The organism is Glycomyces sp. NPDC049804 (assembly GCF_040674615.1).
GTDB classification, from domain to species: Bacteria; Actinomycetota; Actinomycetes; order Mycobacteriales; family Micromonosporaceae; genus Glycomyces; species Glycomyces niveus.
This window is the reverse complement of record NZ_JBFAMQ010000018.1, coordinates 1-23,728: the sequence shown is the minus strand read 5'-3', so window position 1 is coordinate 23,728 and position 23,728 is coordinate 1. Positions and strand designations below refer to the sequence as shown.

Here is a 23,728-nt window from a genome sequence, read left to right as displayed (position 1 = left end):
GCGACCCCTACTCTGACGTACGGTTGGCCCATGGGCTCCGACATTCCTTTCGGCTTCGGCAACCTGGGCGGCGACCTGCCCGACCCGAACGACCCGCGGGTGCAGCAGATGATGCAGCAGCTGCAGCAGATGATGGCGCAGTCGCTGTCGTCCGGTCCGGTCAACTGGCAGCTGGCCAAGCAGCTCGCCGAGTCCGAACTGAAGAGCGAGAACGTGGTCGGCCCCGCCGAGCAGGCGCAGGTCGCCGAGGCCGTGCGCCTCGCCGACCTCTGGCTCGACTCGGCCGTGAACTGGCCCTCGGGCGTCACCGCCACCGACGCGTGGACCCGCAAGCAGTGGATCACCCGCACCGAGGACTCCTGGAAGCAGCTCGCCGAGCCGCTGGCCGCCCAGATGGGCGAGGCGATGCAGACGCTCGTCCCCGAGGAGATGGCCGGGATGCTCGGCCCGATGGCCGACGTCATGAAGGGCGTCGGCTCGGCCCTGTTCGGAGCGCAGATGGGGCAGGCGCTCGCGAAGCTCGCCGGCGAGGTGCTCTCCTCCTCCGAGGTCGGGCTGCCGCTGGGCAAGACCGGCGTGGCCGCGCTGCTGCCGGGCAACATCGCCGAGTACGCCGAGGGCCTGGAGCTGCCGGTCGAGGAGGTGCGGCTGTACGTGGCGCTGCGCGAGGCCGCGACGCACCGGCTGTTCACGCACGCGCCGTGGCTGCGCTCGCACCTGCTGGGCGCGCTGGAGGCGTACGCGCGGGAGATCCGCATCGACGAGTCCGCGATCGAGGAGGCCATGTCGGGCATGGACCCGATGGACCCCGAGGCCGCGGCGACCCTGGACCTGAGCGAGGTCTTCAAGACCGAGGACACCGAGCAGCAGAAGGCGGCCCTGTCGCGGCTCGGCACGACGCTGGCGCTGATCGCCGGCTGGGTGAACACGGTCGTGGCCGACGCGGTGGGCGAGCGGCTGCCCACGATCGACCGGCTCATGGAGGCCGCGCGGCGCCGCCGGGCGACCGGCGGTCCCGCCGAGCAGACCTTCGAGGCCCTGGTGGGGCTCGACCTCGACCCGGCGAAGGTGCGGGCGGCGACGCGGCTGTGGCAGTCGCTCACCGAGGCGCGGGGCGTCGAGGGGCGCGAGGCGGTCTGGGCCCACCCGGACCTCATGCCGAGCGCGGGCGACCTGGAGCACCCCGAGGGCTTCGCGTCCGTCTCCGAGGCGCTCGAAGACCTCGACATGTCGATGTTCGACCAGCTCGCGGTCAACGACCCGAAGGACGATGACGACGAGGAGCCCGGGGACAAGTAGCGCCCCGAGACGCATCGACCGTTACGCGCGCTCGCTGGCCTCGGCGTCGGCGATGCCCTCGAGGTAGCCGCGGGCCCGCTCGGCCTTGGCGTAGCGCCCGACCATGTCCCAGAACGGGCGCGAGTGGTCGGGGTGGACCAGGTGCGCGAGTTCGTGGAGCAGGACGTAGTCGATCACCCATGAGGGCATCATCGTGATCCGGCGGGAGATCCGGATCGTGCCGTCCGAGGGGGTGCACGAGCCCCACCGGCGCTGCTGGTTGTCGACCCAGCGGACGCTCCTGGGGGTGGCGCACTCGGGGTGCTCAGGGTAGTACCGGCGGGCGAGCCTGACGGCCCGGTCTCGCAGGGCCGCGTCGGACGCGCGGCCGTCGCGGGCCTCGCGTTTCCGCAGCCTCGCGAGCATGTGGTCGATCCACTCCTGCTCCTCGGTCTCCGAGAAGGCGTCAGGGATCATGACGACCACGCGGCCTCGTTCTTCATAGGCCGCTACGGTTGCCCGGCGTCGGGGAGAGCGCCGCACTTCAACGGGGGGATGCACTTTGCGCGCCATGAACGCACACTAAACCCGGGGGGTGACAATCGCATAACGCGGATGTCGCGATTGCGGTGAGAGCAATGAAATGCCAAGAAAATCCCCTCGCCGATTTCCCGCAGAATGGGATCGAGCGAGGGGCTGGGGCCGTCCGGCCCCGAGGTCACGATTCCTTGCCGAGAATCCGGTTCATCTTGGTGCCGCAGACCGGGCAGGTGCCCTTGGCCATCCGGCGGCCCGAGTCGGAGACGACCACGGTGCCCTCGAAGTCGCGCTTCTCGCGGCACTTGACGCAGTAGCCGGTGTAGGTCTTCGTCGCTTGAGCCACTGGATTCCCCCTGTTGTGCGCGAGCCTGTCGTGCAGGCCCTGTTGCGACGGTCACGCTGTGCGACCGTCCGGCCTCAGAATGCCACAGATTTCACGCCTGTAAGCCCCGCCGCGCCGCTTCACTCGAGTGGGTGACCCTCAGGCGCGAGACAGGCGTGACGCCGCGGTCGTTTCAGGGGCGCCGGGCAGGCGGGCGGCAGGCGCGTGACCTGCCGTGCCCGTGGCGTCGCCAAGCGGCGCTTCGCCGTGAGAGCATTGGGAACGTGAGCGACAGGCATGGACCCGCCCATTCGGGTGACGACCTCCCGCGCCGGGCGTTCTCCCGGGGCATGAAACTCGCCTCCCTGCCGCTGGGGCTGGCGGGCCGGGCGACCGTGGGGCTGGGCAAACGGGTGACCGGACTGGCCGACGAGATCCTCAGCGAGCAGGCGCAGCGGCGCACCGCCGAGCACGTCTTCAGCGTGCTCGGTCAGCTCAAGGGCGGGGCGATGAAGCTCGGCCAGGCCCTGTCGATCTTCGAGGCGGCCCTGCCCGAGCATCTGGCCGCGCCGTACCGCCAGGCGCTGACGAAGCTCCAGAACGCCGCTCCCCCGCTGCCGGTGGCGAGCGTTCACGGGGTCCTCGAGCGGCAGATGGGCGCCGACTGGCGCGAGCGCTTCGCCGAGTTCGACGACGCCCCCGCCGCGGCCGCGAGCATCGGGCAGGTGCACCGCGCGGTGTGGAAGGACGGGCGGCCGGTCGCCGTCAAGATCCAGTACCCCGGCGCGGGCGACGCGCTCCGCGCCGACCTGCGGCACCTCTCGCGCATGGCCCCCATGTTCAAAGTGCTGCAACCGAACTTCGACGTCAAGAAGATCACCGTGGAGCTGCGGGAGCGGCTGCTCGAAGAGCTCGACTACGAGCTGGAGGCCGCGACGCAGCGGCAGTTCGCCGCGGCCTTCCGGGGCGACCCGCTCATCGTGGTGCCCGAGGTGGTGCACGCCAGCGGCGAAGTGCTGGTGACCGAGTGGATCCCGGGGCGGCCGCTCGCCGAGATCATCGCCGAGGGCACGCAGGAGGAGCGGGACGCGGCCGGGCTGCGCCTCGCCACGCTGCACTTCTCGGCCCCCGAGCGCGCCGGCCTCCTGCACGCCGACCCGCACCCGGGCAACTTCGCCATCGGCGAGGACGGCCGGCTCGTGGTCTACGACTTCGGCGCGGCCGCGCGCCTGCCCGGCGGCATGCCCGTCCAGGTGGGCCGGCTGACGCGGCTGACCCTCGACGGCAAGGCCGACGACGTGGTCGCGGGCCTGCGCGGCGAGGGCTTCGTGCCGCCGGGGCTGCAGATCGACGCGAAGTCGATGCTCGAGTTCCTCCAGCCGATGCTCGAGCCGATCGCGGGCGACGAGTTCCAGTTCACGCGCGAATGGCTGCGCAAGGAGAGCACCCGCCTCACCGGCCACGGCTCCGAAGCGGCGAAGCTGAACAAGCAGATGAGCTTCCCGCCCTCGTACCTGCTGATCCACCGTGTCACCATGGGCTCCATCGGCGTCCTCTGCCAACTCGGCGCCACCGCGAGATGGCGCTCCATCCTCGAAGCGTGGCTCCCCGGCTTCGCCGACCCCGAAGGCACCGACCCCAACCGCTGAGCAGCCCTCGCATCCCGGCGCCTGTCACACCCCCGCGAGACCATTGATCCGGGGGCGTCGGCGCCCCGCCACGCCCGACCTCGGGGAACGGTCCCGCCCTCCCGATGTCGCACCCTCGCGAGATCATCGATCCGGGGGAGTCGGCGAATGTCCGAAATGCGCAGACACGCCAAGACCCTCCCGGAAACACCCGAGCGCCGCCTCTTGCGCACCACCCGGGCACAACAAAAGGGGCCCATCCCCTCTCAGGGATGGACCCCTTCAGCCAACGCGGTTAGTGCGTCGTCAAAGTCGGCCCCGGCGGCGGTGACGCCCCGTGTATCCGGCTTCCTTCCACAGGCTCCGCATCCGCAGCCGTCCGATACCGCCGAGCAGCGGGTTCGTCAGCTCCATCGGGCGGATCGCCTCGGCCTCCCCGATGAACGAGGGTCCGAGATCCTTAACGCCGACATCCTTCTTGAGATGGCGGCTCAGCTGGTCGACCGTCATGACACCGTCACCCCCGCGAGCGCGAGTTCCCGGGTCCGCTCGGCCAGTTCCTCCTGGGCGGCCCGCTCGATCAGCGCGGCGTCCTTGCGGGGCCGGCCGCGGGGCCGCTTGCGGGCCACGACGTTCCCCTTCTCGAAGATCTCGCCGCCCCACACGCCCCAGGGCTCGTGGCGCTCGAGCGCCCCGGCCAGGCAGGCCAGGCGCACCGGGCAGTCGGCGCACAGGGACTTGGCGAACTCCAGTTCGGTGGGCTGCTCCGAGAACCACAGGTCGGCGTCGTACTCCCGGCAGGCCAGGTCGCCGCCGGTCTCGCGGGCCTGGTCTCGAAGCTCGGGCCCGATGAGGGTGTCGGTCATGAGCTCGGTCTCCTCTCTCATCTCGATGGTCTTCTCGACGTTCGGTCGCATCAGTGCTGCTTGAGGACGCAATTGCTTCGCAATCTGTCTCGTCTGTCTTCTACTGGTGGGCCGCGACCTGGCGATGAGCCATACAAAAAGGCCGCGATCCCTGGTGCGGGATTCGCGGCCTCGAGAGTTCCGAGCGGGCTTAGTCGATAAGCCCTTTCGATGTTCTCGAGGCGGTCTCCCGCGGGTGGCGCCGTGACGCTTCTCGGAGCCGGTAACCGGCTGCCAACCGAGGCCTGCGAAGTCGCGGCCACGTCCGATGACGACATTGGTGCCCATATCGGTGTTGTCGATGGTCTTCACGGTGCTCAGCGTCGTGATCTGGACGGCGCCGGGCAGAGTGGTGCCACGGACCGGAGCGGGGACGGGCGCGATGTGCCGATAGACGGCGGCTGCCACGAACGACACGCCGAGCGGCGTCGTGCTCTGGGTCTCGTCAAGCAGCTTCATCTGTCCCCTCCCTTCGGGTTCCGTGGTCAACATTGGTCTTCATCTCCTCTTGCCGGATGCTGAGGCACACACCTCACCCCGGCTTGAGCAACGCTACGCCGCTCTCCCTTGGGAGCGCAACGTCTTTTTCTGCGAGTCTCGCGAGAAAGTTTTTGCCGCCAGATTTACCGGTCAAGTACCGGTCACTCCTCGCTCGTGCACATCGCGATGGCCTCCGTCACTTCTCCGCCGTTGACCAGGTGCAACACCGCCGGACCGTACTTGTCCAACTTGGACTTGCCGATGCCGTGGAGGGACGCGAGCTCGCTGTCGGATCCCGGACAACGCTCGGCAATAGCGATCAAGGTCACATCCGTGAAGACGGTGAAGGCCGGCTTGCCGTCCTGTTTGGCGACACTGACCCGCCACTCGCGCAGCCGCTCGAACAGCGCCTCGTCCATAGTGGCGGGACAATCCTCGCAATGTCCCAGCTTGCGGTCCCGGGCGTCGGTGAGCGGCTTGCCGCAGCCGGAGCAGTCGAGGACCTTCGCCTTCTTGCGCTCGCGCGGCTTCGACACCGCCGCACCCGGGTCCGTCGGGCGCGGGAAGCCGCCGAGGCCGAGCGGCGCGAGGAAGCGGCACAGCCGCCGCTCGCGCCCGCCCGAGCTGCGCGCGAGCCCGTACGAGAGCTGGAGCAGTTCGCGGGCGCGCGTGATCCCCACATAAAGCAGGCGGCGCTCCTCCTCGAGCGCGGTCTCGGTGCGCGCGAACGTGGTCGGCAGCGTGCCGTCGGCCAGGCCCACCAGGAACACCGCGTCCCATTCGAGGCCCTTGGCCGCGTGGAGGCTCGCGAGGGTCACGCCCGAGACGGCCGGGGCGTGCTGCTCGGCGGCTCGCCGGGAGAGCTCGGCGCAGAACGCGTCCAGGTCCGGATCAGGCCCCTCCTCGTCCGGGTTCGCCCGGTGGTGCTCCAAGAACTGCTCCGAGAGCGCCACGATCGCCGCGACCGCCTCGTACGCTTCGCGCTGCGCCCCACCGGAAGGCGCTGCATCCGGCCGCCAGCCGACCGCTTCGAGCGCGGCGGGCACCGCCTCGGCCAGCGGCATCGTGCCGATCTCGGTCTTCGCCGCCGAGCGCAGGGCGACCACGGCCTGGCGCACCTCGGGCCGGTCGAAGAACCGCGCCGCGCCGGTGACCACGGTCGGCACGCCGTAGGAGGCCAGTGCCTCTTCATACGCCTGCGACTGGGCGTTGGTGCGGTAGAGCACCGCGATCTCCGCAGGGTTCATGCCGTCGGCGATGAGCTTCGAGCAGCGGCGGGCGATCATGTCCGCCTCTTCGGCCTCGTCGGCGAAGACCTCGGCGGTGACGGCCGGCCCGGGCGGGCGCTGGCCGATGAGTTCGAGGCGCATCTTCGCCTCGCGCCCTTTGGACTCGCCGATGATCTGGTTGGCGAGGGCGACCACCTGCGGGGTGGAGCGGTAGTCGCGCACGAGCCGCACGAGGGAGGCGTTGCGGTGCTTGCGGGTGAAGTCGAGCAGGTTCCGCGAGGTGGCGCCGGTGAAGGAGTAGATGGTCTGGCTGGCGTCGCCCACCACGGTGATGTCGTCCCGGTCGCCGAGCCAGGCGTCGAGCAGCCGCTGCTGGAGCGGGGTCACGTCCTGGTACTCGTCGACCACGAAGAACCGGTACTGGCTGCGGATCTGGTCGGCGGTGGCGGCGTGGTCGGTGATGAGGTCGGCGGTGTACGCCAGCACGTCGGCGAAGTCCATCACCCCGGCGCGGCGCTTGGCCTCGATATAGGCCGCGTAGACCTTCGCCACGTCCTCGGGGGCGGCGGGCGCGTCGCGGCCGAGCGCGGCGATCGCGCTCACATAGTCGTCGGGGCCGATGAGGGACGAAGCGGCCCATTCGATCTCGGTCGTGAGGTCGAAGTTCTTGGCGCGCGAGGTCTGGAGCCCGGCGCGGGCGGCGGCGATCGCCGTGAACTTCAGGGTCGAGTCGACGAGTTCGGGAAGCTGGCCGCCGAAGCGGCGGGTGCCGAAGTAGCGCAGCTGGCGCAGCGCCGCGGAGTGGAAGGTGCGGGCGTTCACGCCCGAGACGCCCAGGCCGCGAAGGCGGTCGCGCATCTCCCCCGCCGCGCGGGCGGTGAAGGTGACGGCCGTGACGTGCTGGCCGCGCATGTCGCCGCGCAGCACCCGCCAGGCGATGCGGTGGGTCACCGCGCGGGTCTTGCCGGTGCCGGCGCCGGCGAGGATGCAGACCGGCCCGGGCGGGGCGGTCACCGCCTCGCGCTGCTCAGGGTCGAGTCCGGAGAGGAGCTGTTCGATGGCCTGATCGCGTGCGGTCATCCGACCAGTCTCCCAGAGGCCTCCGACAAGAACTGCCGGGCAGTGACTCCCGCCGGGATGAACGTGAGGACCACCACGATGATCCGCCTCCGGAAGGAATGCCCCTGGGCGGTATCGCGTTACCCTCGAAGACGAAGGAGGATCGATGATCACCATGTACAGCACCACCTGGTGCGGTTACTGCAAGCGGCTCAAGTCCGCGCTCGACCGCGAGGGCGTGCTCTTCAAAGAGGTCAACATCGAGGAGGACGCCGATGCCGCGGCGTTCGTCATGGGGGTCAACGGCGGCAACATGACCGTCCCGACCGTGCTGTTCGAGGACGGGACCGCCCTCACCAATCCTTCTCTGGCCCAGGTGAAAGCGAAAGTCAGCGCTTGACCTGTGCCACATACCGAGACTATGGTCACGTTTAGGACACAAAGCCGGTACGATGCCCTATAGTTGACTCGTCAAGCTTGCTTAGCGACTTCGAGGGGTGGTCGCTAAGCATTCAGGCCCGGGATGGATCCGTCCCGGGCCTTTTCTTATGCACCGATTGTGAGCACTGGAGCCCATATGTCGTCACCCCGCGCCGCCCTCGGCGTCACTCTCGTTCTCGCCGCCTCCCTCTTCTTCGGCGTCTGCGGCCCCTTCGGCAAGGTCGTGATCCAAGCCGGGCTCACCCCGATCCAGGTCACCTGGCTGCGCATCTGCGGCGTCGGCCTCATCGCGATCGCCGCCGCCCTCGTGCCGCTGCTGCGGCTGCGCGGCAGGGACGAGCGCCTGCCGTGGGGCGGGCTCGTGCTCTTCGGCCTCACCGCGATCGCCGCGGTGCAGGCCTTCTACTTCATCGCCGTCGAGCGGCTGCCCGTCGGCATCGCGCTGCTCCTGGAGTTCATGGGCCCCATCGTGGTCGTCGCGTGGGTGCGGTTCGTGCGCCGCACGCTGCTGCCGCGCGCCGCGGTCGTCGGGACGCTCCTGAGCATCGCGGGCCTGTGCATCGTCGTCGAGGTCTGGTCGGGGCTGCGCCTCGACGCGGTCGGCCTCGTCGCGGGCTCGGCCGCGGCCGCCTGCCAGGCCACGTACTTCCTCTCGGGCGAAAGGCTCACCGCGAAAGTCGACGTGCGGGTGCTGCTCGCGGTCGGCTTCGCCGTCGGCGCGGTCGCCTTGGCGCCCTTCGCGGCCCCGTGGGCGCTCGACTGGGAGGCCCTCTCCGACGACGTCTCGCTCGGCGGCATGACGACCACCGGCCTCGTCAGCGTGGTGCTGCTCATCGGCTGCACGGCGCTCGCGTACGGCCTGGGCCTCAGCGGCCTGCGGTTCATCACCGCGCCGGTCGCCGGCGGCATCGGCTACGCCGAGGTCGTGGTCGCCTCGCTCTCGGCCTGGGCGCTGCTCGGCGAGGCGCTGACGGTGCCGCAGATCATCGGCGGCGTCGTGGTCATCGCCGGCGTCTTCACCGCGCAGCGCGCCGTCGCCGCCAAGACCGCGGCACCGGACGAGACCGCCGAAGCGGCCGTCACGAAAGTCTTATCCCTCGGCCAGCCAGGCGTCGATCAGGAAGCGCGCGATGGAGATCCGCACGGCGCTCGGCGTCGAGTCCTGCGTGTCGACCCACATCTGCCGCACCTCGTCGCGGGTGAACCAGCGCGCGTCCGAGATCTCCTCGGCCTGCAGGACCAGCTGCTGCGCCGGGTCGGCGGTGGCCCGGTAGGCGAGCATGAGCGAGCGCGGGTAGGGCCACGGCTGGCTCGAGACGTACGCGAGCCGGTCGATCTTGATGCCGATCTCCTCGCCCACCTCGCGGTGCACGGCCGCCTCGGCGGACTCGCCGGGCTCCACGAACCCGGCGATGCACGCGTACCTGGCACTGCGGACGGCCGCGGGGCCGGTCTTCGGCGCGCCGGAGTAGCGGCGGTGCTGGGCGAGCAGCACGCGGTCGGCGCCGTCGTCGATGAGGACGATCACGGCCGGGTCGGTGCGCGGGAAGACCGGGCGGCCCGAGTCGGCCGCGAGCTCCCAGCCCGCCTGGCGGGCGGTCAGGGGCTCGCCGGTGGTCGGGTGGAACCGGTAGGTCGCGTGCCAGTGGGCGATCGCGATGGCCTGCACGGCGATCGCGAGGTCGCGGCGGTCCCAGTCGGGCCTGATCCAGCGGCCCGGCAGGCCGTCGGGCAGGTCGGCGAGGACGGTGAACACGGGCGGGTGCTCGCCGCCGAGGTAGACGCGCTGCCCTTCTGGCGCGGTGTCCGCGTCGAAGTAGTGCAGGCCGTCCTCGTCGGCGGCGATGCGCTCGTTCACCGGATCGCAGACGACGATCTGCGCCTGCTCCCAAGCGGCCGTGAGCCATTCGTCGTCGCCGCGGTGCTCGCCGAGCCGGTCGAGCACGTCGATCGCCAAGGGCGGGTGGCTCATGCGGCTTCGATCTCCCCGAACCCGGCGAGCGGTTCGCGGATCTCGGCGCCGTCGCCGAGGACCACGGTGACCGCGCGGTCGGGGTCGAGCCGTTCGGCCGCGACCCGCTGGATGTCCTCGGGCGTGACCTCGCGGATGCGCTCGGAGTGCTCGGCGAGCCAGGCCAGCTGCAGGCCCGAGGCGGCGAGCACCGAGATGTAGTTGGCGATGCCGGCCTGGGTGGCGGTGGCGAGCTTGACCGAGCCGAGCGCGTAGCGGCGGGCCAGGTCGAGTTCGTCGGCGGCGGGCGGGCGCTCGGCCATGCCGCGCAGCTCGGCGCGGACCTCTTCGAGCGCGGGACCGGTCACCTCAGTCGCGACGTCGACCGCCGCGAGCTGGATCGAGCCGGCCGGGGAGTGGTCCACACGGGACCGCGGCGAGTAGCCGTAGCCCTTGGTCTCGCGCAGGTTCATGACCAGGCGCGAGGAGAAGTAGCCGCCGAAGACGAGGTTCGCGAGGTGCTGCGCGGCGTTGTCGGGGTGCGTGCGCTCCACGGCCGGGTAGGCGACGCGGATCGCGGACTGCACCGAGCCGGGCCGGTCGACCAGGACGAGCGGGCCGGGGACGAGCACGGGCAGCGGCTCCATGCGGCGCGGTTCGCTCGCGCCGTTCCAGTCGCCGAGGGCCTTCTCGACGGCGGCGTAGGCCGCGTCGGTGTCGATGTCCCCCACGATGATCAGGCGCGCGCCGACCGGGTGGACGCGGGAGGCGTGCAGTGCCAGGACGGCGTCGCGCCCGACCGCTTCGACCTCGGCGGCGGTCGGCTGCTGGTGGCCGTACGGGTGGCCTTCCCACAGGCGCGCGTCGAGGACGCGGTTGACCTGGAAGTCCGGCTGCTGCTCGGCGACCGAGAGGCCGTCGATGATGCGCGAGCGCTCGACCTCGAGCGGTCCCTCGGGGTACTCGGCGGCCTTGAGGAGGTCGCCGAGGACTTCGAGGAGCTCGGGCAGGCCGGTCGCGAGGCTGTTGCCGGACACCGCGATCCGGTCCGGGTCGGCCCCGGCGCCGAGCGCGCCGCCGACGCCCTGGAGGCGCTGGGCGATCTCGGTCATCGAATTGGTCTCTGTCCCGGAGAAGAGCGCGGCCGAGAGCAGGTCGGCGGTCGCGAGGTCGACGTGCGCGGCCGGGATGGAGAGCCGCACCTCGGCGAGCGGGACGCCGGGGCGGCGCGTGAGCAGCACCCGGAGGCCGTTCGGCAGGGTCCGCTCGACGGGGACCGGCAGGGACAGCGGGACTTCCGGCGCGAGACCGGGAATGACGTTACTCACTGGTTTCCTCCCGGAATGACTTCGAGAACGGCGCGGCGGTTCGGCGTCAGGGCGGCCGCGGCCTGGGCCACGGCCTCGGCGGTGACCTCGCCGAGCAGGGCGGGGAACCGGGTCGACATCGCGGCGTCGCCGTGGAAGATCTCGGCGGTCGCGAAGCGGCGCGAGCGCCCCATCACCGAGTCGTCGCCGCGCAGCAGCTGGGCGGCGACGCGGGCCTTGACGCGGTCGAGCTCGGCCTCGTCGACGCCTTCGGCGATGCGGGCCAGCTCCTCCTGGACTGTGCCGAGCACGGTGTCGACGGCGGTGCCGGGCGGCAGGAACGCCTGGACCAGCATCACCGTCGGGCCCCGCGACGCGAACGGCTCGGCCATGAATGTGGTGTGCGCGGCGACGGCGGTGGCGGTGCGGTCGGTGTGGATGAGCCGCTCAACCAGGCGCGAGGCGTCGCCGTCGGTGAGGAGTTCACCGAGGACCACGTACGGCAGGAACTCGTCGAGCTCCGTCACCGGGTCCGGGACGCGCCAGGCGACCGCGGCGGCCGGGAGGGTCGCGCGCTCATCGGTGTACGAGACGCGGCGTTCAGCACTGAGGTCGGGTTCGTCGAAGGACGGGTGCACCGGCGCGGGGCGCGCCTCGACGCTCCCGAAGTGGCGCTCGACGAGCTCGCGGGCCTGGGCGAGGTCGAAGTCGCCCGCGACCGAGAGGACCGCGTTCGAGGCCGGGTAGTAGGCGTTGAAGAACGACTTCGCGTCGTCCACCGTGGCGGCGTCGAGGTCGACGAACGAGCCGTAGCCGTCGTGCGAATTCGCGAAGGTGTCGAACATGACCGGCGGGAGCTTGATCCACGGGAAGCCGCCGTAGGGGCGGTTGAGGACGTTGACGCGGATCTCCTCCTTCACCACGGAGACCTGGTTCGCCAGGTTCTCCTCGGTGATCGCCGGGCCGCGCATGCGGTCGGACTCGAGGAACAGCGCCAGCTCCAGGCCGTTGGACGGGAGGAGGTTGAAGTAGTCGGTGTAGTCGATGTGGGTCGAGCCGTTGAAGGTGCCGCCCGCCGACTGGACGTGCCGCATGTGCTCGGCCTTGCCGACGTTGTGGGAGCCCTGGAACATCATGTGCTCGAACAGGTGGGCGAAGCCGGTCCGGCCCTCGGGCTCGGAGCGCATCCCGACGTCGTACACCACGGCGACGCCGACCACGGGAGCCCCGGGGTCCGGCGCGAGGACCACCCGCAGCCCGTTGGCGAGCTTGAACCGCTCGATCGCGAACGCCGGGGCGGGAATCGTCGCAACAGTCATGGACGGAACCCTATCTCAGCTCGGTGTCCATCCTGTGCCAGCGCCGTTCCAGCGCGCGCTCCCGGGTGCGGCGCGGCGTTCGTCACAGAAGCTTGGAGACGGCACGAACTCCTGCTTGACTTCTAGGCTATGAACGCGCAGCACCTCGGACGCCTCAGCGACGCCACCGGCGCCGCCGCGTCGTGCTGCCGAATGTGCGACTGCTGAGGGTCCCTGCACCGCCGCGCCCCGAAGCGGCGATCTTCCCCAGCGAAAGCGATCTTCCTTCCTCATGGAACCCAGTCCCAGCATCCGCCTGTCCGGCGTGACCAAGCGCTTCGGCGACCTGGTGGCCCTCGACGGCGTTGAACTCGACGTCGCCCCCGGCGAGATCTTCGGCATCCTCGGCCGCTCCGGCGCCGGCAAGTCGACCCTCCTGCGCACCGTCAACCTCCTCACCCGGCCCGATTCGGGCACCGTGGAGGTCGACGGGGTCGAGCTCTCCGGGCTGCGCGGCCGCGAACTGCGCGCGTCGCGGGCCAAGACCGCGATGATCTTCCAGCATTTCAACCTCCTCTCGAACCGCAACGCGGCGTCCAATGTGGCCCTGCCGCTGCGCTTCAGGAACATCCCGCGCGCCGCCCGGCGCGAGCGCGCGCTCGAACTGCTCGACCTCGTCGGTCTCTCGGACAAGGCGAAGGCCTACCCGGGGCAGCTCTCCGGCGGCCAGCGCCAGCGCCTGGCGATCGCCCGCGCGCTCGCCGCTTCGCCGGCCGTCCTCCTCTCCGACGAGGCGACCAGCGCGCTCGACACGGACACGACGGACGAGATCCTCGACCTCCTGGCGCGGCTCAACCGCGAGTTGGGGCTCACGATCCTGCTCATCACGCACGAGCTCGAAGTGATCACCCGCATCTGCCACCGCGCGGCGGTGATGGAGGCCGGGCGGTTCGTCGAGATCGGGGCCGTTCCCGAACTGCTCGCCGACCCGGACTCGCGCCTGGGCGGCCAGGCCCGGCGCCTCGCGGCCCGCCTGCTCGGCGAGGAGGTGGCCTGATGACGGACCGGCTCGTCGAACTGCTGACCGAGGCGTTTTGGGAGACGCTGCACATCGTGGCGGTCTCGGGCGCGTTCACGCTCCTGGGCGGGCTCCTGCTCGGCACGATCCTCTACATCACGTCCGCGACAGGCCCGAAGCCGATCGCGGTGGTGAACGCGCCGCTGGGCTTGATCGTGAACATCGGCCGGAGCGCTCCGTTCGTGCTGCTCATGGTCGCGGTCGTGCCGTTGACCCGCCTGATCACGGGCACGAGCATCGGCACCGAGGCCGCGATCGTGCCGCTCACCGTGGCGTCCATCCCGTTCTTCGCGCGCCTCGTCGAAGGCGCGCTCCTCGAAGTGCAGCCGGGCCTCATCGAGGCGGCCCGCTCGATGGGCGCCGGCACGCCCGCGCTCGTGTGGCGGGTGGTCCTCCCCGAAGCGACACCAGGCCTCATCCGCGGCTTCACCGTCACCCTGGTCGCGGTCGTCTCGTACTCCGCGATGGCGGGGATCGTGGGCGGCGGCGGGCTGGGCGACCTCGCCTACCGCTACGGCTACCAGCGCTTCGAGACCGAGTACATGATCTGGCCGCTGGTCATCCTCGTCGTGCTCGTGCAGCTCTTCCAGATCCTCGGCGACCGGTGCGCCCGCACCCTCGACCGCCGCTAGTTATTTCCCTACCTTCCTTAGGAGAACACCATGTTCAATCGTCGTGCCCTCGTGGGCGCATCCGTCGCCACGGCAGCCGCTTTGACCTTGGCCGCCTGCGGCAACGACGGCGGCTCGGAGGCCACCGAGACCAACGGCACGGTCGTCGTCGCCGCCACTCCCGTCCCGCACGCGGACATCCTGAACTTCATCTCGGAGAACCTGGCCGATGACGCCGGGCTGACGATCGAGATCGAGGAGTTCACCGACTACGTGCAGCCGAACGTGGCGACCGCCGACGGCTCCGTGGACGCGAACTTCTTCCAGACCGAGCCCTACCTGGAGGAGTACAACGCCGCGAACGGCACCGACCTGACCACCGTCGCGCCGGTGCACATCGAGCCGCTGGGCCTGTACTCGAGCTCCGTGGCCTCGGTCGCCGAAATCCCCGAGGGCGCCCAGATCGCGATCCCCGGCGACGGCTCCAACGGCGGCCGCGCGCTCGCCCTCCTGGCCGACGCGGGCCTGATCACCCTCGCCGACGGCGTCGACGCCACCCTCGCCACCGAGGACGACATCGCCGACAACCCCAAGAACCTCGAGTTCGTCCCGCTCGAGGCCGCCCAGCTCGCCCTCTCCCTCGAAGACGTCGATGCCGCCGTCATCAACGGCAACTACGCCCTCGAAGCCGACCTCAGCCCGGCCGAGGACGCCCTCTTCAGCGAGTCCCCTGAGGGCAACCCGTACGCGAACTACCTGGTCACCACCGCCGCGAACGCCGACAACCCGGACGTCCAGAAGCTCGCCGAGCTCCTCCAGTCCGACGAGGTCAAGCAGTTCATCCTCGACACCTGGACCGACGGCTCCGTCGTCCCGGCCTCCTAACCTGGGCTTATGCCCAGCCCAACCCGGTTGCACCGGCCGATCCGCAACACGTAAGATAGTTGCGGCCAGGCCGGGCAACCGGCCAGCCGAAGGAGTGTGGCGCAATTGGTAGCGCATCGGTCTCCAAAACCGAGGGTTGCAGGTTCGAGTCCTGTCACTCCTGCAAGATCATAACCAGCGGACACAGTCCCTGACCTGCACCAAGACAGGTCAGAGACTGTTCCTTTTGGACGTCCGGCCATGTCCTGCCAGAGCGGCCAAATCCGGCCCCGTACGGCTGGTTTTACCAAATACGTACCAAAGTTTTCCCGCGGTTCCGCCCGCAAAAGTCCGAAGCCTGGCTCCCGACAGCGACGTTCGTCACACCCCGTTGCGCCGGGCGGCGGCGACCGGACCGGGACCGAAGGCGCCCGCCTGGGTCGCAACCTCACCGAAGAGCGACCTCACCGACGCCTTCACCCAAGAAACCGCCGCCGATCTCGGCGCCCCGGTCTCGATCTCCACTGACACCCAGCTCGCCGCGCTCCTAGCCGCGGAACGCGACCAGCTCGACGCCCAAGCCACCGCCGAACGCAACGGCCCGCATACTCTGATGCGAGATCTGCGCTCTGGCGGGCACACCCCGCGCTCGTATCAGCGACCTGTCAATATGGCACCGCATCTCGGACCCAATCAGTTTGCAACACAAGACCTTGGCCAGCTACGTCCAGCTCACCTCCGTGGCCCGAGGTAATCGCTTGGACCCGAGAACATCAGGTCGGGCCCAATATTTCAGTCCTCTACCCATGGTTTCGAGAACTAGCTCTGAACTGCGGCGCAGCACGATTCGACAGGTCTTTATCCACAGGGCCACGCTAGTCACGGCACCGGGCTGCCCGGAGCAGTCCCGAGGCGGCGAGGCAGCACAGTGCTGCTCTGAGCTGCAGATCGGATCGTCCACTTTCCTGTCGGGCGAAACAAGGGAATGCGCACAGCGTGCGGATCGATCGCCACCTCACAGTCCGAGCCGCGGCCTGCGGTGACGGCTCTTCGCCGTCCCCCCTTGGACAACGGCGGCAAGCGGTCGAAGCACCGTCACGATAATCTGAGTCACATGTCCCTCGCAGGTCGATTCCTGGCCGGTTTCTTCGGATTGGCGGGTCTGCCCCTCGCTGGTCTGCTTGTCCAACAAGACCTTGCGGCCCCGTGGGTTGCAGTCGTTCTGCTCGTGCTCTATGAAGTCGTGATCCTCATGGGCACGATCATCGCCTCGGTCGCACAGAAGGTCGTACGCCGCCGCGTCGAGCAAGTCATGGACGTCATCGACCTCGCCCTCGGCCGACGAGTCTCGCGCTACGCGCGCTACTACCGCCGTTATGTGCTCAACCAGGATCGCCACATCAACGCCCGTGACCTGTCGTTCACCCCCAGCCACATCCCTGAGCTCGACGCAGTTTATGTGGACGTCGGCCTGGCACCCGGTTCGACCACAACCAGCGTGGGCGGGCTACTGCCGGCCTCCCGGGGCGACCTGGCTCAGCGGCAACCGATCCACGACTTCCTCGACCAGGACAAAGCATTCGTGTGCGCGATCATCGGCGCTCCCGGCAGCGGCAAGAGCACTCTGCTCCGGCACACCGCTCGGCTCGCGGCAAGCCAAGGGAAGCAGAGAAAGCGACGAATCCCTGTCATGCTGGCCCTGCGCGACCACGCCGACGCATTGACCTCCGATCCATCCCAAACCTTGGCCAAACTCATCAGAGCGGAGATCGGCACTATTGCGATCGCCGAACCAGCGGGCTGGTGGGAAGCGCAGCTACGCAATGGCAGCTGTCTGATTCTCCTCGACGGCCTCGACGAGATCGCGCGCAGCGAGCATCGCGCCGAGGTCGCGGAGTGGATCGAGAGGCAAATCGCAAAGAACCCGCGGAACGACTTCGTGGTCACCTCCCGTCCCCATGGATATCAGACGGCAGTCATCCCCGAGGCGACCGTGCTTCAGGTGCGACCGTTCACGACCCAACAGGTGCACCAGTTCGTCCTTGGCTGGTGTCGGGCCGCCGAGCGGCTCGCGACCGGCGCGTCCGGCCCGGAGATCGACAAACGCGCTAACGAAGAAGCCGAAGAAATGATCGACCAACTCTCGTCAGCCCCAACGCTGATGGAATTGGCGGTGAATCCGCTGCTGCTGACGATGATGGTGCTGGTGCACCGCGAACGGCGATCTCTACCCGCGGGCCGAGCGGACCTTTACAACCAGGTCTGCGATGTCATGCTGTGGAGGCGCCAAGAATCCAAGAAACTGGAGGTGAAACCACCCGGCACTGTCCGACAGCGGATCTTGGCGGCGCTGGCATATGAACTAATGGTGGCAGAGGCGCGCGATTGCCCAAAGTCCCAAGTACTCGAGGTTTTTGACCGTGCGCTGCAACAGACCGACACCGACATCACCGCAGAAGGGCTCCTCACTTCGATTGTCGAATCAAGCGGCTTGCTGGTCGAGCGAGAGAAGAACCTCTATTCCTTCGCCCACCACACCATCGGGGAGTATCTGGCCTCCAGCCACATTCGCGGCAACAATTTGGGGGCGAAACTGATCAGTTCAGTCGACAATCCATGGTGGCGAGAGACGACACTCCTGTACGTGGCCGACTCAGACGCAAGTGCGATCGTCGAGGCCTGTCTTGATCGGAACACCAGTGCCTCGCTCTCGTTGGCGATCGACTGCTTGTGGAGCCACGGCCAGCTCGACCGCGGCCTGCGCGACCGGTTGGACCAGCTGTTGGAAGAAGCGTTCGAGGAGACGACGAGCCCTGAACGCCGTCGGCTCATCGCGAGTGCACTGGCTGCCGGGCACTTGAGCAAACTCGTCACCACCGAGGAAGGATCACTCATCTGCCCTCACCCGATCACGGAAAACCTCTACTGGCTTTTCTGCAAGGACACCGGCACTCCCTTTCCGGACGGCATCAGCGAGTTCGGCTCCAATCCGGCTCGGGTGGCAGCCGGGATGCGGAGCGGTGATGCGGAATCCTTCGTCTCATGGATCAATGCAGCGGCGCTCGAGGATAACTCTCCGACGTACCGGCTGCCCACACCTTCAGAGATCGAGCTCGTCGGTGGCAACGGGTCGATCGGCAGTCGGTTCGATCCGCAAAATAGCACAATCTGGACAGCAATTGGGGCAACCTTCAGTGCCCTGACACCTTGGACACGGGAAGTACACGATCCATATGGAGTTTCCGCCAACGACATCTATGATGCCGTCAAGGCAGACCTATTCAGCACGCCGCTGTTCATCGACTTCATACTTGCCGGCGTCCGTCTCGACGCTCGGACTCTGAGCCTTGCAATCGAAGACACTCTTGCCGCTGGTCCTACCACCGACTTCACGATTATCGACGAAGCCGAGTCGAGTACCGCTTTCAACCTCACCCAAGCCATGGTCCGCAATGTCGAACTCGTCCGCGAACTCGCGGACGATCCTGCCCGCAACTTTGATCTTCCGCGTGGACTCAACGTCGATCTCGCACTCGAGCATGTCGGCGACCTGAACCTAGCCGAGAGTGGAACCAGCGATCTCGACCTTCTTCGGCATCTCGCTCACGACCTCGGCGATGCCCTCGACTACACACCTCAGTTCGCCCTCGATTTCAGTGGCGCGTTCTCCGATGAAACGCTTCGCAAAGTCATCGACGTCCGTACTCGAGACACCATGCGAGTGGCGAGCATCGGAACTGCCTTGACTAAGGCGCTCACCAGCGTCGAACAGAAGGAATATCTCCCGGCGCACAACGGCATCGAATCGAGCCTGGCAACGACGTTCACCACGGCATTCGTCCAATCCGCGGGAGTCCCTGAGGGCGATGACATGACGGTGGGACTGGACCTACTCGCCGGGGCCCTCCGGTCAGCGTACGCAGTCATCGGCGGGCGTAATTTCACACGACGCTCGAGCCACTGGGAAGCATCAGTGGCTTCGCATCTCATCAGCGAAGCAGAGCCCGTACTGACACGGGCTCGGCCCATCGCCAACGAGAACTTCGCGAAAATCCGAATCCCATCGCTGATGCTGGCCGCCGAGGCAGTGGATCTCGGCTTCCACGAGGATGCTGAGAACTTCCGCCAGCTCGCCGCAGGGGTCACCTTGCTTGAGAAGCGGGCCAAAGGGAAGGCTCCCCTGGAGACGATCATCCTTGTCCGAGAATAGTCAGGCTTTAGGGTTGTGCATGAGTTCTTGGACCTCCTGCAGGCAAAGACAGGCGGCGGCGATTCTGGTGGTACCCGCCTGCCAGTTCTCAATGGAGGCACCAGGCACCGCCCGCATCGGGGTGGAAGCAGCCCCCACGTCGTTCCATCGCAGATCGCTCACCCGGTCATCCTTCACCGGACTTCGTTCCAACGCAATGAACCGAGCTCACCGAACCCACCGGCCTCCTCGGCAGCGCCATCGGCTGGAACGCCGAGCAGCCGGAGACGGAAGGCCTGCAGGCGATGTGCTCGCTGCATTTCGACTGCGACCAGTGGCGCAACATGCTAATCCAGGACTTCGAGCTGTTCGGGCCCCTCAGGTAGTCCCGTCATCATTTTCAACCTGCCGGACCGCCCAAGCTTTCTCCGATCGGCCGGTGTGAGCAGATCTAGTGCGCAGTGGCAATCGCTGACTCGCTGTGCGGCACGACTACGACCTGTACTTCGTCCTCGCAGATCACGCGACCAGGATCAGCGGAACGAACAGCTTCGCACTCGACACCATGTGCCAGGATCTCCAGGTAACCGGACACGCGCTCGATGAGATGTGTGGCCAAAGACTTGAACCAGGCCGCGGCCCCGGCATTGACATCATGGTCGTAGACGGACGGGCCCACCGTCGAAGGGTCGCGGTATGCCGCGTTGTACCAGCTGTTGCTGCTGCGACGGAACGACTCCTGCTCGTCAGTCAGTTTCCCCTGTTTCGCGAGCGTGTTAATCAACCCGAACACTTCGATGAAGTAGCCACGCTGATTCCGGTGCATGGACTGAAATCGCACGTAGTGGACCAAGTCCGCGCTGCTGCTCTCAACGATCTCCATCAAAGAATCTTCGCACCGCAGCCCCCGAGGTTGAAACAACGAACCCTTCTCATCCTGGGTGAGTTCCGTTGCGTGGCAAGGAAGAAGCTCCTGGTACAACAGCAGTCGCCAAACACACTGCGCCCCAGGAGCTTTGATTGCTGTTGTACCAGGCGGCCCTGCCGCTGTCGAGCCGCACCCTGACCTTCACCGCCCGGCTCATCCGCGCCCACCGCAAGACCATCGGCTCCCGCTGGCGGGTCCTCGACCCCGCGAGCCAGGCCCTGCTCACCCTCGCCTACCTGCACCAAGCCCACACCTACGACCAACTCGCACCCGGCTTCGGCATCTCCCGCGCAACTGCGGCCCGCCGCATCCACGAGACCATCGACCTGCTCGCTGCCCACGCACCGAAGCTCCGGGCCGGCTTCGCATGTACTGCAGCGTATGCAGTCCATTCAAGGTCGGTATCAACTGGGTCCTGACGGTGGCGACCATTCAGGTCAAAAACGCGAACCTGTTCTACGTCATGAACCGCAACACCACCTCCAAGGACGCCCTGGATCTGGCCGACGGGGTGGCCTTAACCAGAGAAAACACTGCCTCGCAACCGTTGCGCAGCATGGCTTTGAGAGGGTTTCGGTATGGAGTTGTGGGACGCAGAGATGAGCCGTCTCGAGGAGCCTCTCGAGGACATGTCAGCTCGGGACCGCTTCCGCATCGCCGTCGACGCCCTCGGCTGGGCAATGGCCACCACCGAGCGCCCCATCGAAGACGCCGGTCTCACCGCCTCCGTCGACCGCATCCTCGCCACCTTGCGGGCCGCCCTCCAGCAGGGCCGCACCCTCGCCGAAGCCACCCCCCAGGCGCTCTCAGAGTTGACACAGCAGCAGAAACAGGCCGAAGCCCCTGGGACGATGGGCATCGTGCTCGCCCTCGGACTCTGCTTCGACGAGCTCGACGCCGTCCTCACCCCCAGCCGCGCCCTCGAAATCCTCGGCCAGTGCTACGAGTTCGAACTGGTGCGCATCTGCCCCGACCCGATCGTCACCCGCGCTTTCGAAGAACGCAGCCCCCGCATGCGCGTGATCCTCGACTACCAGCAGGCACTCCTCACAACCGAGTGGCCGGGATCCGTCCCATCGCAGGTTGTCAAGAGGCCTGCCGCCCGTCGTCCTCAGCCGCACAGCAGAAGTTGCCGGGAGTGGATAAGCTCTTGTATCTGATTCCAAGGTCAAACCTCCAGAGTGAGAATAGGATCGATGAGCTCAAACCCAGACGCGTCCGGTATCGGCGACATGCTTGCACAGGCTCTCAATGTGGTCCAAGAGGGCAAACAGGCCCAGGAAGCTGTGGACGCCCAGACCGTGGAAGCGGAGGCGGCGGACGGCCAAGTGAGGGCCACCGCGACCCTGGGCGGATCGGTGAAAGTCGAGATCATCGATCCGAGGGCGGTCCGTTTGGGTGCCGAGGTTCTCGCCGAGGAGATCACCATCGCAGTGAACGCCGCGCTCAACGCTGCCCGGGAGCAGGCAGGTCTGCCCGGTGCGATGGACCTCGACGGACTCTCGAGCAAGATCGAAGAGATCCAGCAGCAATCGACCCAGCGTATGCAGGAGTTCATGTCGAGCCTCGCGGGCGCTCACGCCAACATCGCACGTGCGGCCTCCGAAGGGCGGGACCGCTGATGCCAGGGTTGAGCATCGATCCGGACGGTATGGATTCGGCGGGGCAAGGACTCGAGGGCACTTCTGAACGATTCTTCTCCGCGTTGGAGCAATTCACGGCCAAGATCGAAGGAGTCGGAGACGCCTGTGGCGGTGACGAGATCGGCGGCCTGATCGGCGATGCCCATCAGGCCGTGTACGAGTGGGCGATGGAGTGCTTCCAGGACCTGGCTCAGGGGATCGCCGACGCAGGGTACGACGTGCGCGACTTCGCCGCGCAGCATCTCGCCATTGACGACGAGATCGCGCAGATTTTCAAGAGTCTCGAGTCCGAGCTCGGCGGTGGTTCCTGATGGCGATCACGCTTCCGGATGAATTGGTCTCCGTATTGGGCATCCTCGGCTACGACTTTCCTCAGTCGAACGAAGATGCGCTCATGGACATGGGCCAGGCCTGGATGGACTTCAGCGATGAGCTGTCCGACATCCTCGGAGAAGGTGGTGCGAGCGCGTCGAGGGTCTGGGCCGATCAGATCGGGAAGGAAATCGACGCCTTTCAAGCCTGGTGGGAGGGCGAGGACGGTCCGTCGGACATCCTCACTACCGGCGCGATCGGGGCGATGGTCGGCGGAGCCGGAATGATCATCTGCGCGATCATCGTGCTGGTCTTGAAGATCATGGTCATAGTTCAGGTTGTCATCCTCGCCGTCCAGATCGCCCTGGCGATCGCGCAGGCGGCCGTGACCCTCGGTGCATCGCTGCTGCAGATTCCGATCTTCCAGCAGATCGCCCGGGAGATCGTCGGCAACCTCATTCAGGAAGCGATCTTCAAACTCCTCGACTAGGAAGCGCGCATGGCGAAAAAGAAGTCCGGCGGCGGGAACAATCCAGTCAAACTCGCCTTGGCGTTCCTGAACAAGTACAAGGCACGCCCGAACCGCGGTAGTCAAATGGCGGGGAAAGACCTACGCCATCAACAACTCGGTGAGATCAAGACCAATCGGGAGACTCGCGAACGGTACGGCAGCGGGTATCACCACCGGCCCGGCGGCATGGATCATGACGGTCGCCGCACGACTGAAATGACCGACAAGTACGACAATGGCGTCTACTCAGGGAAGGTCGAATTCGAGAACAAGAGCGGTGACCCGCCTTGGATCCCTAAGCAGGGCGACGGAACGAGTGCGTTCTTCCCCGATCACTGGTCGGCCGAAAAGGTCGACAGCGCCACGTCGCAAGCCTTCGAATCAGCAAAAAAGAACGCGGACGACGGCACCTGGAAGGGCACCTTCACCGACGATAACGGTGAAATCGTCAAGATTGAGGGCTGGTATGATCCCAAGACTGGGAATATCGGTCATGGATTCCCGAGCTTCGACCAGTAGATGAAAGGCAATACTTTGAGGATCTACCTGGATGAGGACGGCGACGTCGCGATCGATTACGACGACAAGCGTTTCGTTGAATTCGGCGCGTTCCTCAAGCTTGATGTCAACTACAGTATGGTCCGTTGCTTGGACGCATTGCAGATGGTCGCCGACGTGGATTCGGGGATATCCGCCGTCGAGGTGTACGACGGCGAAGTCCACCGGGCCGAGTTCAGACGGGAGGGCGTACTCGTGACGCACAAGTTCCTGCCGGAACGCACCGCGCAGGTCCCGTTCGACGTCGCAGTTCGGGCACTAGAGCAGTTCTGGACAGTCATCGAGTCGAAGCCCGTGTCCCCGAACCGGACTCGCGTCTACCGCCCGGATCTGCCGCTCGTGGAATCTGAGCTTCACCTGTGGGAATCGACCTGGCACCGACCGCACCCTTACCGCGGCCGCCTCGGGATTCCGACTGGCGGAGAAGCCGTCTAACGGACTCTCGGTGATCCGAGCGGTCGTCACTCACCGAGCGTGCGATGGAGAAAGGCCCGGGGCGAATGGCGGATTCTAGGGGTGGTGGCAACACTGCTGTTAGATGTTGCTTTCGGCCAGGAGCTTAGCAAGGCGCTCGGCTGGGGTTTCCCAGCCGAGCG

24 protein-coding genes, 1 tRNA gene and 2 pseudogenes are annotated in these 23,728 nt (G+C 67.4%); 16 read left to right on the top strand and 11 right to left on the bottom strand.

Going from position 1 to position 23,728, the window contains the following annotated elements; all coding sequences use genetic code 11:
• Positions 1-30: 30 nt before the first annotated feature.
• Positions 31-1,299, top strand: a complete 1,269-nt coding sequence (locus AB0K52_RS22135; RefSeq protein WP_363535486.1) for a zinc-dependent metalloprotease — start codon at positions 31-33, stop codon at positions 1,297-1,299.
• A 21-nt stretch (positions 1,300-1,320) separates the two neighbouring features.
• Here AB0K52_RS22135 and AB0K52_RS22130 read toward each other — a convergent pair whose 3' ends face one another.
• Positions 1,321-1,851 carry a M48 family metallopeptidase gene (locus AB0K52_RS22130; RefSeq protein WP_208499115.1) on the bottom strand — a complete coding sequence of 177 codons (531 nt, stop codon included), beginning with the start codon at positions 1,849-1,851 and terminating at the stop codon, positions 1,321-1,323.
• Positions 1,852-1,996: 145 nt separating this feature from the next.
• Entirely contained in the window at positions 1,997-2,161 is a 165-nt protein-coding gene (locus AB0K52_RS22125; protein WP_205327395.1) for a DUF5679 domain-containing protein, read from the bottom strand.
• Positions 2,162-2,490: 329 nt separating this feature from the next.
• Here AB0K52_RS22125 and AB0K52_RS22120 point away from each other — a divergent pair, with 329 nt between their 5' ends.
• Positions 2,491-3,789, top strand: a complete 1,299-nt coding sequence (locus tag AB0K52_RS22120; protein WP_363535683.1) for an AarF/UbiB family protein — start codon at positions 2,491-2,493, stop codon at positions 3,787-3,789.
• Positions 3,790-4,074: 285 nt separating this feature from the next.
• On the opposite strand, the gene AB0K52_RS22115 is transcribed toward AB0K52_RS22120, so the two are convergent.
• From AB0K52_RS22115 to AB0K52_RS22105, 3 genes are all read right to left on the bottom strand, one after another.
• Complete coding sequence (locus AB0K52_RS22115) at positions 4,075-4,278, bottom strand: hypothetical protein (protein WP_208499114.1); 204 nt, start codon at positions 4,276-4,278, stop codon at positions 4,075-4,077.
• Positions 4,275-4,634: a WhiB family transcriptional regulator gene (locus tag AB0K52_RS22110; RefSeq protein ID WP_208499152.1), complete on the bottom strand. Its 360-nt coding sequence runs from the start codon at positions 4,632-4,634 to the stop codon at positions 4,275-4,277. Before AB0K52_RS22110 ends, AB0K52_RS22115 begins: the two co-directional genes overlap by 4 nt.
• Positions 4,635-5,314: 680 nt before the next feature.
• Positions 5,315-7,462, bottom strand: coding sequence for an ATP-dependent DNA helicase UvrD2 (locus AB0K52_RS22105; protein WP_363535482.1), 2,148 nt, complete (start codon positions 7,460-7,462; stop codon positions 5,315-5,317).
• A 145-nt stretch (positions 7,463-7,607) separates the two neighbouring features.
• Here AB0K52_RS22105 and AB0K52_RS22100 point away from each other — a divergent pair, with 145 nt between their 5' ends.
• Positions 7,608-7,841, top strand: a complete 234-nt coding sequence (locus AB0K52_RS22100) for a mycoredoxin (protein WP_363535479.1) — start codon at positions 7,608-7,610, stop codon at positions 7,839-7,841.
• Between the two features lie 123 nt (positions 7,842-7,964).
• Positions 7,965-8,840, top strand: a pseudogene (locus AB0K52_RS22095) (EamA family transporter); the annotation flags it as partial.
• On the opposite strand, the gene AB0K52_RS22090 reads toward AB0K52_RS22095, so the two are convergent.
• The 4 genes from AB0K52_RS22090 to AB0K52_RS22075 are packed head-to-tail and all read right to left on the bottom strand — an operon-like array spanning position 8,795 to position 12,459.
• Positions 8,795-8,965: a hypothetical protein gene (locus AB0K52_RS22090; protein WP_363535476.1), complete on the bottom strand. Its 171-nt coding sequence runs from the start codon at positions 8,963-8,965 to the stop codon at positions 8,795-8,797. The pseudogene AB0K52_RS22095 and the gene AB0K52_RS22090 overlap by 46 nt on opposite strands.
• A gap of 7 nt (positions 8,966-8,972) precedes the next feature.
• Positions 8,973-9,854 carry an NAD(+) diphosphatase gene (gene nudC / locus AB0K52_RS22085; protein ID WP_363535473.1) on the bottom strand — a complete coding sequence of 294 codons (882 nt, stop codon included), beginning with the start codon at positions 9,852-9,854 and terminating at the stop codon, positions 8,973-8,975.
• Entirely contained in the window at positions 9,851-11,161 is a 1,311-nt protein-coding gene (locus AB0K52_RS22080) for a pitrilysin family protein (protein ID WP_363535470.1), read from the bottom strand. The genes nudC and AB0K52_RS22080 overlap by 4 nt, the downstream gene beginning before the upstream one ends.
• The gene (locus tag AB0K52_RS22075) at positions 11,158-12,459 is read right to left on the bottom strand and encodes a pitrilysin family protein (protein ID WP_363535467.1); all 1,302 of its coding nucleotides are present in this window, start codon (positions 12,457-12,459) and stop codon (positions 11,158-11,160) included. Before AB0K52_RS22075 ends, AB0K52_RS22080 begins: the two co-directional genes overlap by 4 nt.
• 271 nt (positions 12,460-12,730) lie before the next feature.
• Here AB0K52_RS22075 and AB0K52_RS22070 point away from each other — a divergent pair.
• The 5 genes and pseudogenes from AB0K52_RS22070 to AB0K52_RS22050 form a co-directional block, all read left to right on the top strand.
• Positions 12,731-13,441: pseudogene (locus AB0K52_RS22070) on the top strand (ATP-binding cassette domain-containing protein); the annotation flags it as partial.
• A gap of 53 nt (positions 13,442-13,494) precedes the next feature.
• A complete protein-coding gene (locus tag AB0K52_RS22065) occupies positions 13,495-14,148 on the top strand; it encodes a methionine ABC transporter permease (RefSeq protein WP_363535464.1) in 654 nt (217 codons plus the stop codon).
• Positions 14,149-14,178: 30 nt separating this feature from the next.
• Positions 14,179-15,012 carry a MetQ/NlpA family ABC transporter substrate-binding protein gene (locus tag AB0K52_RS22060; RefSeq protein WP_363535461.1) on the top strand — a complete coding sequence of 278 codons (834 nt, stop codon included), beginning with the start codon at positions 14,179-14,181 and terminating at the stop codon, positions 15,010-15,012.
• Positions 15,013-15,102: 90 nt separating this feature from the next.
• A tRNA-Trp gene (locus tag AB0K52_RS22055) sits at positions 15,103-15,175 on the top strand.
• 930 nt (positions 15,176-16,105) lie between these two features.
• Complete coding sequence (locus AB0K52_RS22050; protein WP_363535458.1) at positions 16,106-19,201, top strand: NACHT domain-containing protein; 3,096 nt, start codon at positions 16,106-16,108, stop codon at positions 19,199-19,201.
• Here AB0K52_RS22050 and AB0K52_RS22045 read toward each other — a convergent pair whose 3' ends face one another.
• Positions 19,202-19,363, bottom strand: coding sequence for a hypothetical protein (locus AB0K52_RS22045; protein WP_363535455.1), 162 nt, complete (start codon positions 19,361-19,363; stop codon positions 19,202-19,204). It lies immediately after the preceding gene.
• A 268-nt stretch (positions 19,364-19,631) separates the two neighbouring features.
• Positions 19,632-20,063 carry a hypothetical protein gene (locus AB0K52_RS22040; RefSeq protein ID WP_363535453.1) on the bottom strand — a complete coding sequence of 144 codons (432 nt, stop codon included), beginning with the start codon at positions 20,061-20,063 and terminating at the stop codon, positions 19,632-19,634.
• A gap of 137 nt (positions 20,064-20,200) precedes the next feature.
• Here AB0K52_RS22040 and AB0K52_RS22035 point away from each other — a divergent pair, with 137 nt between their 5' ends.
• From AB0K52_RS22035 to AB0K52_RS22005, 7 genes are all read left to right on the top strand, one after another.
• Complete coding sequence (locus AB0K52_RS22035) at positions 20,201-20,527, top strand: transposase family protein (protein WP_363535450.1); 327 nt, start codon at positions 20,201-20,203, stop codon at positions 20,525-20,527.
• Between the two features lie 210 nt (positions 20,528-20,737).
• Complete coding sequence (locus AB0K52_RS22030; RefSeq protein WP_363535447.1) at positions 20,738-21,268, top strand: hypothetical protein; 531 nt, start codon at positions 20,738-20,740, stop codon at positions 21,266-21,268.
• 36 nt (positions 21,269-21,304) lie between these two features.
• The gene (locus tag AB0K52_RS22025; RefSeq protein ID WP_363535444.1) at positions 21,305-21,730 is read left to right on the top strand and encodes a YbaB/EbfC family nucleoid-associated protein; all 426 of its coding nucleotides are present in this window, start codon (positions 21,305-21,307) and stop codon (positions 21,728-21,730) included.
• An 8-nt stretch (positions 21,731-21,738) separates the two neighbouring features.
• The gene (locus tag AB0K52_RS22020) at positions 21,739-22,062 is read left to right on the top strand and encodes a hypothetical protein (RefSeq protein WP_363535441.1); all 324 of its coding nucleotides are present in this window, start codon (positions 21,739-21,741) and stop codon (positions 22,060-22,062) included.
• Positions 22,062-22,553, top strand: coding sequence for a hypothetical protein (locus AB0K52_RS22015; RefSeq protein WP_363535439.1), 492 nt, complete (start codon positions 22,062-22,064; stop codon positions 22,551-22,553). Before AB0K52_RS22020 ends, AB0K52_RS22015 begins: the two co-directional genes overlap by 1 nt.
• Positions 22,554-22,562: 9 nt before the next feature.
• Complete coding sequence (locus AB0K52_RS22010) at positions 22,563-23,093, top strand: EndoU domain-containing protein (protein WP_363535437.1); 531 nt, start codon at positions 22,563-22,565, stop codon at positions 23,091-23,093.
• Positions 23,094-23,108: 15 nt separating this feature from the next.
• Positions 23,109-23,567 (top strand): hypothetical protein, encoded by a 459-nt coding sequence (locus tag AB0K52_RS22005; protein WP_363535434.1) that lies wholly within the window; start codon positions 23,109-23,111, stop codon positions 23,565-23,567.
• Positions 23,568-23,728 lie beyond the last annotated feature (161 nt).